Annotated in this window: 12 protein-coding genes; all 12 read left to right on the top strand. The window is 39.0% G+C overall.

Annotation, left to right across the window (positions count from 1 at the left end):
- Window positions 1-701 precede the first annotated feature (701 nt).
- The 12 genes from EKM78_RS03525 to EKM78_RS03470 all read left to right on the top strand — a co-directional run bounded on the left by EKM78_RS03525 (window position 702) and on the right by EKM78_RS03470 (window position 10161).
- On the top strand, window positions 702-1580 hold the full coding sequence (locus EKM78_RS03525) for a phosphate ABC transporter substrate-binding protein PstS family protein (RefSeq protein WP_125769429.1): 879 nt from the start codon (window positions 702-704) through the stop codon (window positions 1578-1580).
- Complete coding sequence (gene pstC, locus EKM78_RS03520; RefSeq protein WP_125769426.1) at window positions 1581-2501, top strand: phosphate ABC transporter permease subunit PstC; 921 nt, start codon at window positions 1581-1583, stop codon at window positions 2499-2501.
- Window positions 2501-3388 carry a phosphate ABC transporter permease PstA gene (pstA, locus tag EKM78_RS03515; RefSeq protein ID WP_125769423.1) on the top strand — a complete coding sequence of 296 codons (888 nt, stop codon included), beginning with the start codon at window positions 2501-2503 and terminating at the stop codon, window positions 3386-3388. Before pstC ends, pstA begins: the two co-directional genes overlap by 1 nt.
- A 1-nt stretch (window position 3389) precedes the next feature.
- Complete coding sequence (gene pstB, locus EKM78_RS03510) at window positions 3390-4199, top strand: phosphate ABC transporter ATP-binding protein PstB (protein WP_125769420.1); 810 nt, start codon at window positions 3390-3392, stop codon at window positions 4197-4199.
- A gap of 12 nt (window positions 4200-4211) precedes the next feature.
- The gene (pstB, locus tag EKM78_RS03505; RefSeq protein WP_125707285.1) at window positions 4212-4976 is read left to right on the top strand and encodes a phosphate ABC transporter ATP-binding protein PstB; all 765 of its coding nucleotides are present in this window, start codon (window positions 4212-4214) and stop codon (window positions 4974-4976) included.
- A gap of 11 nt (window positions 4977-4987) precedes the next feature.
- A complete protein-coding gene (gene phoU / locus EKM78_RS03500) occupies window positions 4988-5671 on the top strand; it encodes a phosphate signaling complex protein PhoU (protein WP_125769417.1) in 684 nt (227 codons plus the stop codon).
- Window positions 5672-5725: 54 nt separating this feature from the next.
- On the top strand, window positions 5726-6022 hold the full coding sequence (locus tag EKM78_RS03495) for a PspC domain-containing protein (RefSeq protein ID WP_125769414.1): 297 nt from the start codon (window positions 5726-5728) through the stop codon (window positions 6020-6022).
- Window positions 6023-6388, top strand: a complete 366-nt coding sequence (locus EKM78_RS03490; RefSeq protein WP_125769411.1) for a phage holin family protein — start codon at window positions 6023-6025, stop codon at window positions 6386-6388.
- A 65-nt stretch (window positions 6389-6453) separates the two neighbouring features.
- The gene (hprK, locus tag EKM78_RS03485) at window positions 6454-7413 is read left to right on the top strand and encodes an HPr(Ser) kinase/phosphatase (protein ID WP_125769408.1); all 960 of its coding nucleotides are present in this window, start codon (window positions 6454-6456) and stop codon (window positions 7411-7413) included.
- The gene (gene lgt / locus EKM78_RS03480; RefSeq protein WP_125769405.1) at window positions 7413-8252 is read left to right on the top strand and encodes a prolipoprotein diacylglyceryl transferase; all 840 of its coding nucleotides are present in this window, start codon (window positions 7413-7415) and stop codon (window positions 8250-8252) included. The genes hprK and lgt overlap by 1 nt, the downstream gene beginning before the upstream one ends.
- A gap of 12 nt (window positions 8253-8264) precedes the next feature.
- Window positions 8265-9227, top strand: coding sequence for a thioredoxin-disulfide reductase (gene trxB / locus EKM78_RS03475; RefSeq protein ID WP_281273580.1), 963 nt, complete (start codon window positions 8265-8267; stop codon window positions 9225-9227).
- Between the two features lie 286 nt (window positions 9228-9513).
- On the top strand, window positions 9514-10161 hold the full coding sequence (locus EKM78_RS03470) for a hypothetical protein (RefSeq protein ID WP_125769399.1): 648 nt from the start codon (window positions 9514-9516) through the stop codon (window positions 10159-10161).
- Window positions 10162-10222 lie beyond the last annotated feature (61 nt).

Raw genomic sequence — 10222 nt, 5'->3', positions numbered from 1 at the left:
GGAACGTGGTGGGCACATTTTGAACCAATCGAGCAAAGGGCGCTCGCTTGTTTCAAAACTGCACCTTCCTCTAAGCTCCTTCGTCGCCAAGAGGAATTTCACCACTGAGGTCTGTATCCCCGGGCCCCTCCGTCTAGATAGAGACAATATCCCCCCTTTGTTTGAGATTTACCGATTTATTTTTACAAATTGGCACTGTTTGATTGTCCTATTTCTCACATGTCTATCTCAGGCTTTATCTTTTCTGGTGGGAGTAGGAGCTTCCTTGTTTTGTTCTTCTATTTTCTCTGTTTTGATCACTTACTCTTTTCTCGGTTCGCGGGACTTTGCTCCGCTCATCTTTGTTTCCTGACTTACATTGCTACTGTGATCTTTCTTTCCTTTTTGGTTATATAAGAGTTTCTATTCTTTTCGTTCTCTTGCTTTTGCTTCTTGCTCGCGCACTCGTTCCTCGTGCTCTTGCCTGGTTCTTTGTTTTTCTTTTCATTTTTTTATTGGGATGTTGCTTCTACTTGGTTACTTTTTGAGTTCATTATTTTCTTGAATTTTCACTGGATTTTATTTTGTTGGCGTTTTTAAGAATTTTTTTGTTGGATTTTGTTTCTTTTTTGCTTAATGGCGGGATATTTTCCGGTTTTTCGGGTAAAAATATACAAAAAATATATAAATAGTATGTATTATGTTTACCAGTAGAGGTGAGGATATTGAAAACGAGAATTGTCGCTTTATTTGGTCTGCTTTTGACGGCGGTGTTTGTCTTATCGGGATGCAAGGGTAGTCAGGGACAACAAACTATTACAGCTGTTGGTTCTTCTGCTGCACAACCGTTGGTTGAGCTTGCTGGTGAGGGTTTTACTAAGAATAATCCTAATCAGTATGTGAATGTTCAAGGTGGTGGAACTGGTACTGGTCTTAGTCAAATTCAACAGGGTGCTGTTGATATTGGTAATTCTGATTTATATGCGGAACAGAAGAGCGGTATTGATGCTTCTAAATTGGTCGATCATCGTATTGCTGCTGTGGGTATGGTTCCTGTGGTTAACCATGATGTTTCGGTTGATTCTTTGACTATTAAGCAATTGCGTCAGATTTTTTCTGGGGAGATTACTAATTGGAAACAGGTCGGTGGGGCTGATTTGCCTATTACTTTGATCAACCGTGCCGATGGTTCTGGTACTCGTGCTTCGTTCCAAGCGGACGTTATGGGTAAGGCACAATTTGCTCGTGCTCAAGAACAAGATTCTAGTGGTATGGTTCGCCAGATTGTTGATAATACTCAAGGTGCTATTAGTTATTTGGCTATGCCTTATTTGAACGATACGGTTAAGACTTTAAAGATCGATAATGTTGATCCTACGATTAAGAATATTGAAAGTAATCGTTGGAAGATCTGGTCATATGAACATTTGTATACTAATGGCCAACCAACCGGGATGACAAAAGAGTTTTTAGACTACATTATGACTGCCAAGGTTCAAAATGATGTGGTCAAGAAATTACGTTATGTTCCTATTAATGAAATGCAGTTCCAGAAGGATGATAAAGGTAACGTGACGCCGGTTTCTCAGGAGGGAAAGTAATTGAAAGATCCAATTAAAGAAAGTTTACTCAAAAAGTCTGTTTCAGCTAAAAGAGAAACTAGAGGTAAGATTATCTCATTTAGTTTTACTGCTATTATTGTGATTTTAGTTGTTACTATTATTGGATTCGTTGCATCTAGGGGATTGCTGATTTTTATTAAAGACGGCGTTAATCCAATTGATTTCTTGACCCATTCAGTTTGGGCACCGAATAAGTTGGATAGTGCGGGTCATCCGATCGTTGGGGCTGCTCCTATGATCGTGGGTTCATTTGCGGTTACTTTGATCGCAGCTTTGATCGGTACGCCTTTTGCTATTGCAGCGGCTATTTTCATGACAGAGATCTCACCTAAATGGGGTCGTAAGATTTTACAGCCAGTTATTGAGCTATTAGTTGGTATTCCATCAGTTGTTTATGGTTTTATCGGTTTGACTATCGTTGTGCCATTTGTCAGGAGTATTGCTGGTGGTAGTGGTTTTGGTATTTTAGCTGGTTCGTTTGTGTTGTTCGTGATGATTTTGCCTACGATCACTTCAATGTCAGTCGATGCTTTGCGAGCAGTTCCTAGATATTATCGTGAAGCTTCGTTGGCACTGGGTGCTACCCGGTGGCAAACTATTTCTAAAGTTATTTTAAGATCGGCTACACCAGGTATTTTGACGGCAGTTGTTTTTGGTATGTCGCGTGCTTTCGGTGAAGCTCTTGCTGTTCAGATGGTTATCGGTAATGCAATGCTCTTGCCTCAAAATCTTGTTTCACCTTCATCAACGTTGACTAGTGTCTTGACGATGAATATGGGTAATACGATTTTAGGCTCGACTTCAAATAATGCATTATGGTCACTAGCGTTGCTCTTGCTTTTGATGTCATTACTGTTCAACTTCGTGATCCGCAAAATTGCTAAGCGAGGTGAATTCTAATGTTTAATGAGAAAGTTAAAGATAAAATCGCTACAGGTGTGATTTATTTCATGTCTGGCGTAATCGTCTTGATATTGGCAGGATTACTGCTCTATATCCTAGGGAGCGGTCTCAGGTACGTTAATTGGCATTTTTTGACATCTGCTTCCAAGGCTTTCCAAGCCGGTAGTGGTATTGGTGTTCAACTGTTCAACTCAATTTTCCTATTGATCTTGTCGATGTTGATCTCGATCCCGATTGCAATTTCAGCAGGTATTTTCCTTTCAGAGTATGCCGGGAAGAATAAATTAGTTGAATTGATCCGGATCTCGATCGAGGTCCTTAGTTCATTGCCTTCTATCGTTGTTGGTTTGTTCGGATTCTTGATTTTTGTAATTAGTTTTAAATTTGGATTCTCGATCATTTCTGGTGCTTTGACTTTGACGGTTTTCAACTTGCCAATTTTGACTCGTAATGTTGAGGATTCTTTAAGATCAGTGCCACAATCACAACGTGAAGCAGGATTGGCCTTGGGACTTTCTAAATGGGAAACAGTCATTCACGTTATCATTCCCGACGGCTTGCCAGGTATCATCACAGGGATGATCATTGGTGCTGGTAGAGTCTTTGGTGAAGCTGCTGCCTTGATCTATACTGCAGGACAGAGTGCTCCGCCACTTGATTTTACTAACTTCAATATTTTCAGTATTACTAGTCCACTTAACTTATTCAGACCGGCTGAAACTTTGGCCGTTCATATTTGGAAAGTTAACTCTGAAGGGTTGATCCCGGATGCAGTTCAAGTTTCTGCCGGGGCATCAGCAGTCTTGATCATTGCTGTTTTACTATTTAATTTATTGTCTCGCTACATTGGAAACTTGGTATACAAGAAGATGACTGGAGAATAATATGGAAGAACAAAATAACGACCAACAATACATCTATCATCTTGATGAAGATAAACATGAAATTGCCATGGAAACTAAGGATCTACAAGTTTTCTACGGTGAAAAAGAAGCAATGCACAAAGCTTCTTTGCAATTTGAAAGATACAAAATCACTTCATTGATCGGAGCTTCTGGTTCTGGTAAATCAACTTATTTGCGTTCTCTGAACCGAATGAATGATAATATCCCTGATGCTACTGTTAAAGGGCAGATCATGTATCGTGGTTTAGATATCAATAAGAATGATGTTGATATTTATGAGACTAGAAAGCATATTGGAATGGTTTTCCAAAGACCAAATCCATTTTCAAAATCGATTTATGACAATATTACTTTTGCCTTAAAACGTCATGGCCTTCATGACAAGAAAAAGCTCGACGAAATCGTGGAAACTACCTTGAAGCAAGCCTCACTTTGGGATCAAGTTAAAGATGATCTTAATAAGAGTGCCTTAGCTTTGTCAGGTGGTCAGCAACAAAGGCTTTGTATTGCACGTGCGATCGCTATGAAACCAGATATTTTATTGATGGATGAGCCAGCAAGTGCGTTAGATCCAATTTCCACTTCAAACGTTGAGGAGACGATGCTCAGCTTGAAAGATCATTACACGATCATTATCGTCACGCATAATATGCAACAAGCCGGAAGAATCAGTGATTACACAGCATTTTTCCACATGGGACGTGTTGTAGAATTTAATGAAACAAGAAAGATATTTACTCGTCCGAAGATTTCAACTACGGAAGATTATGTATCTGGACATTTTGGATAAAGGAAGACAAACATGGTTGAAGCAAAAAAATTATTAACTTCATCAGACGTGCATTTATTTTATGGAAAAAAAGAAGCCTTAAAGGGTATCAATCTCGATTTTAACCAAAACGAGATCACCGCATTGATCGGTCCTTCAGGATGTGGTAAGTCGACATACTTGCGTTGTTTGAATCGCATGAACGACTTGATCCCCGATGTAACGATCACAGGGACGATCTCATTGAACGGTAAGAACATTTATGCTCCAAACATCGATACCGTTCAACTGAGAAAAGAAGTAGGGATGGTTTTCCAACAACCTAATCCGTTTCCATTTTCGATTTATGACAATGTGGTGTATGGCTTGCGCTTGGCAGGGGTCAAAGATAAAGCTGTACTCGATGAAGCCGTAGAAACAAGTTTGCGAAATGCTGCCGTTTGGGATAATGTTAAGGATAAACTTCATGACAGTGCCTTATCGTTGTCAGGTGGACAGCAACAAAGAGTTTGTATCGCTCGTGTTTTAGCCGTGAAACCAGATATTATTTTGCTAGATGAACCAACTTCTGCTCTAGATCCAATCTCTTCAGCAGCTATTGAAAATATGTTGCTGACCTTGAAGGACCAATACACGATTGTTATTGTGACTCACAATATGCAACAAGCTTCAAGAATTTCAGATAAAACTGCCTTTTTCTTGAATGGTGATTTGATTGAAGTTAACGATACAAAGAAAATATTCTTAAATCCTGCGGAAAAACAAACCGAAGATTATATTTCAGGTAAATTCGGATAGGGGGAATCGGTATGAGAAGCACATTTGAGGAACAATTGAACAATTTGCATTTAAGATTTTCTGAGATGGGAATGATGGCTAGTGAGGCCATCATGAAATCTGTTAAAGCTTATGTTAATCATGACAAAGCATTAGCCCGAGAAGTAATCGAAAATGATCGCTTCATCAATAAACGTGAAGTCGACCTAGAAAAGAAATCATTTGAAATGATTGCTTTGCAACAACCAGTTACATCAGATCTAAGAATGGTCGTAACTTTTTTGAAAGCTAGTTCAGACTTAGAAAGAATGGGTGATCATGCGGTAAGTATTGCCCAAGAAACAATTCGGGTCAAAGGTAAGACTCGTATTCCTGAAATTGAAAAAGACATTGCAGACATGGGTGATCTTTCGACATCTATTGTGGAAGATTCATTAGAGGCATATCTTAAAGAAGATGGCGAAATGGCTAAGAGAGTTGCCGCCCAAGATGGCGACATTCATCGCGAAGGTAAACAGATCAACGATGCTAGTATCCGTGCCATGCAAAAGTCCGTTGATAACGTCTTGAGTGGCTCATCATATATGCTTGTAGAAAGTTATTTGGAACGTGTTAGTGATTATGCAACCAACATTTGTGAATGGGTAGTTTACCTAAACACAGGACATGTGGTAGAACTAAGTCAGAAGCACGTTGTAGATAATGATGATGAGTAATCTTGTAATTTACGCCACATTGTTATATATTTTGTAACAAGTTGAGGTGGTACCATGAGGAAACGTTTAACTAGATCTAGTACTGATAGATTCATCGCGGGGGTTTGCGGTGGATTAGGTGAATACTTCGGGGTCGATTCGACTTGGATCCGTTTGGCATTCGTTGCCTTGATCCCATTTAGTTATTTCTTATCGATACTAGTCTACATTGTATGTATTTTTTTGATCCCGGAGAACCGGAATATTCAACACACCGATTTCAAGAATAATATGAACGATATATTGCATCGTTTGCATCACCGGATCGATAACCACGATACTCATGATCGATCTAAAAAGGGTAGGAAATAAATGAGATTACTGATTAAGACAGGTATTTATACATTGCTATTTATGGCTATTGCTCGTGTGCTTCCGAATATGTTTCGGATCGACACGGTGGCTACAGCCGTAATTGCGAGTGTTGTATTAGTATTACTGAATTGGACTGTAAAGCCCGTTTTGCACATCATATCTTTTCCGATCACGTTCATTACATTTGGATTGTTTTCATTTGTGATCAGTGCAGTAACGTTAGAATTAACTTCATTAATTTTGGGTGCTGAGCATTTTTATTTTAATGGATTTGGCTCTGCACTTGTCGTAGCAATCATTTTGGCCATCTGTAATTCAATTATTAATAGTTTTACGATGGATAATTTTCAAAAACGCGTCTAATACGCGTTTTTTTTATTTTAACTTTGATGATAGAATTAATAAAAAGGCGATGAAGAGGTTAGATTATGTCAAATTACGTAACAGTTTCTGAGTTAGTGGAAGATAATAAATTAAAAGTCTATAGCGGAAGTGAACTGCTTGATGAAAAGCACGTTACGACCAGCGATATTTCCCGTCCTGGTATCGAGTTGACGGGATATTTCGACTATTATCCAAGTGAACGGATTCAGTTGTTTGGTCAAACAGAGTCAGCGTATTCACAGTCAATGACCGATAGCAATCGTTATAAAGTCATGCTAGAGATCTGTCGTGACGATACGCCAGTTTTATTGGTCTCCAGAAATATCCAACCTAGTGAGGAACTCCTCAAGGCTGCTGAAAAAAATGGCGTACCAGTAATTGGTTCAGAGCTGCCTACAACTAGATTATCCAGTTTGATCACCGAATATTTAGATGAACGTCTGGCACCTAGAGAATCAGTCCATGGCGTTTTAGTCGACGTATACGGTATTGGGATTTTGCTTACAGGGCACTCTGGAATTGGTAAGAGTGAGACGGCTCTTGAATTAGTTAAAAGAGGTCACCGTTTGATTGCTGACGATCGTGTGGATATTTTCCAACAAGATGAAAAAACAATCGTTGGTGAAGCACCAAAAATCTTGAATCACTTATTAGAGATCCGTGGTATCGGGATCATCGATGTTATGAATTTATTTGGTGCTGGTGCTGTTAGGACTTCGAGTGATGTTCAATTGATCATCAATTTGGAAGATTGGAAAGCTGATAAGAATTATGATCGCCTAGGTTCAATGGAAGAGACGAGAACATTTTTTGATGTCGGTGTGCCTCAAATCACTATCCCAGTTAAAGTCGGTCGTAATATTTCGATCATCATTGAAGTGGCTGCCATGAACTTTAGAGCTAAAAAGATGGGCTTTGACGCTACGAAGAAATTTGAAGAAAATCTCGGCTCATTGATCCAAGAAAATGGGCAAAAAAACGCTGAAAATGGAGAAGGTAAGTAATGAGCCTATTAGCATTAAACCCGATCGCCTTTAATTTAGGTGGTCTTCAGATCCATTGGTATGGAATAATTATCGCCTTGGGAGCTTTGGTAGGGGTGGTCATGGCCATGCATGAAGCTACCAAACGTGGTGTCAACTCTGACAACATCTTGGACTTAGTTTTGATCGGCGTTCCGGTCGCTCTGATTTGTGCACGGATCTATTATGTTATCTTTGAGTTACCGTTTTATTTAGCAAATCCGAGTGAGATCATCAAGATCTGGCACGGAGGTATTGCAATTTATGGCGGCTTGATCGGTGGCTTTATCGTTTTGGTCTGGTTATGTCTGCGAAGAAAGATCTCGATCTGGCTAATGCTAGACATCGCTGCACCATCAGTACTATTAGGTCAAATCGTCGGTCGCTGGGGCAATTTCATGAATCAAGAAGCTTTTGGTGCCAAGACCACGTTAGACTTTTTACAATCGCTTCATTTGCCTCATTTTGTCATCGAGCCAATGTTCATCAACGGAGCTTATCGCCAACCAACATTTTTATATGAATCAATGTGGAACGTTGTAGGTTTGATCATTATCTTAGCTCTAAGGCACCGCAAACAATTTTACAAAGTCGGCGAAGTCTTTTTAAGCTACTTAATTTGGTATCCGATCGGCCGGTTTTTCGTTGAAGGGATGAGAACTGATAGTTTGTACATCATGCCCGGAGTTAGAGTTTCACAAGTGCTATCCTTGATCTTATTAGTGATAGCGATCGGCTTGTTAATTTATCGACGCAAAAAATACCAATTACCGTGGTATTCTGATCTCAGTGAGCAAGATAATGGCATTAATAAAAAATAATGGTAACATTTTATAAGTGTTAAGGAGGTAGACGCAATGAAAGAATTTGACGTAGTAATTATTGGTGCAGGACCTGGTGGCTTGACCGCAGCTCTTTATGCATCACGTGCTAATTTGTCAGTTATGATCTTGGACCGCGGTATTTACGGTGGCCAAATGAATAACACAGCAGAAATTGAAAATTATCCTGGATTTGATTCCATCTTAGGACCAGATCTCAGTGAAAAGATGTATAATTCATCCACGAGATTCGGTGCCGAATTTGGGTATGGAACAGTTGAATCTGTTGAAGACAAAGGCGATGTCAAAATCATCCATACTGATGACGGGGATTATCAAGCAAAAGTCTTGATCATCGCTACTGGCTCAGAATACAAGAAGATCGGCGTACCTGGTGAAGAAGAATTATCAGGTCGTGGAGTTTCATACTGTGCCGTATGTGATGGCGCATTCTTTAAGGATCAAGATGTAGCTGTAATTGGTGGTGGAGATTCAGCTGTTGAAGAAGGAATCTATCTGACTCAATTAGCCAAATCAGTAACTATTATTCACCGTCGTGATCAATTGCGTGCCCAAAAGGTCCTACAAGATCGTGCATTCAAGAATGACAAGATCAAATTCGTTTGGAACGCCGACGTTGAAGAGATCGTTTCAGAAGATGACAAAGTGGCTGGAGTTCGTTACAAAGATAAAGTAACTGGTGAGGAACATGTAGTTCCTGCTAAAGGTGCCTTTATCTATGTAGGAATTCAACCAATGACAGAACCATTCAAAGATCTCGGTATCTTAGACGAAAATGGTTGGATCGACACAGATACACATATGAGAACTAACAAACCAGGAATTTACGCAATTGGAGATGTCCGTAAGAAAGACTTACGCCAAGTAGCCATCGCTGTTGGTGAAGGTGGAATTGCTGGACAAGAAGCTTTCAATTACATTCAAACTTTGTCAGACAAAGTTGATGCTAAATAATAAACAAATTACCAATTTACCGCTGAAAACTTATTTTCAGTAGTTAAAGAAAAATGCCTCATAAATGTTTGCTTCATTTCAAACATTTATGGGGTATTTTTTTGCCACTAGATAGCTGTAAACTCTGCTTCATGAAAATTGAAGATGTCAATGAACGTACATGGATCTATGTTTGGATCAAGTAAAATATAATTTATATTGATTTATTCGAAGTTCAAATGGAGTAACTAATTACAGTGATATAAAATTGATATATACCATAATATATATTCAAAAAGGAGTTCTTATGCTAAATTGGGCGTTATTTATCATCGGTTCCATAATGACAATAATCACCATAGTTTTGGCTATCAAAAATTCAAAATCAAGCTCCAAAACAAGTTCGTCGAAGAAATTAACAATCACTGTAGCATTTTTAATTATCATTGTATTATCGACATCAGGAATATTAACATTCCATAGTTATCAACAAACAGTTTCCGCGCATAGAGAAACAGCCAAGCAACAAGCAAAGCAAATAGAAAAACAAAAAGAACAAAATGATCCTAGGACCACCGACAGTAGGGCCCAAATCAGCAAGGTCAATCAGGCCATTGCTGATTCATTGAAAGAAGATCAAAAAGATGCCAAAAATCCACCGATCCCTGATCCAAGATATGCTTATCCTGATAAAATACAATCCGTTAAATACTTAGGTAACAAACAACTAAAAGTGCAAGTGACTGATGTTTTTCTTCAACTAAGCAATGTGGAAAAAGACAAGGCCATAAATTATGCTCAAGACTGTGCTATCAGTGGATTCATCATGTCCATCAAAGCAGTTTCGGGAGAGCAAATAAATTCGGGCTTCGATACCACAATCGAAAATGGCACGACAATTCTAGGCCATTCAACAAAAGATAACCACAGACAATATCAATGGAATCAACAATAACTAATTATGAAACTATATGAACTGCAAAAATCCTCCGTCAGAAATCAAGCAATTCCATCGG

It is taken from the genome of Companilactobacillus furfuricola (assembly GCF_003946325.1).
Classification (GTDB): domain Bacteria; phylum Bacillota; class Bacilli; order Lactobacillales; family Lactobacillaceae; genus Companilactobacillus; species Companilactobacillus furfuricola.
The sequence above is the reverse complement of the archived record's forward strand: the minus strand, read 5'-3'. Positions and strand labels throughout refer to the sequence as shown.

Excerpts from the sequence above, each read along its gene's own strand:
- pstA (WP_125769423.1), top strand. The coding sequence starts at position 2,501 with ATGTTTAATGAGAAAGTTAAAGATAAAATCGCTACAGGTGTGATTTAT.
- pstB (WP_125769420.1), top strand. The coding sequence starts at position 3,390 with ATGGAAGAACAAAATAACGACCAACAATACATCTATCATCTTGATGAA.
- pstB (WP_125707285.1), top strand. The coding sequence starts at position 4,212 with ATGGTTGAAGCAAAAAAATTATTAACTTCATCAGACGTGCATTTATTT.
- phoU (WP_125769417.1), top strand. The coding sequence starts at position 4,988 with ATGAGAAGCACATTTGAGGAACAATTGAACAATTTGCATTTAAGATTT.
- EKM78_RS03495 (WP_125769414.1), top strand. The coding sequence starts at position 5,726 with ATGAGGAAACGTTTAACTAGATCTAGTACTGATAGATTCATCGCGGGG.
- EKM78_RS03490 (WP_125769411.1), top strand. The coding sequence starts at position 6,023 with ATGAGATTACTGATTAAGACAGGTATTTATACATTGCTATTTATGGCT.
- hprK (WP_125769408.1), top strand. The coding sequence starts at position 6,454 with ATGTCAAATTACGTAACAGTTTCTGAGTTAGTGGAAGATAATAAATTA.
- lgt (WP_125769405.1), top strand. The coding sequence starts at position 7,413 with ATGAGCCTATTAGCATTAAACCCGATCGCCTTTAATTTAGGTGGTCTT.
- EKM78_RS03470 (WP_125769399.1), top strand. The coding sequence starts at position 9,514 with ATGCTAAATTGGGCGTTATTTATCATCGGTTCCATAATGACAATAATC.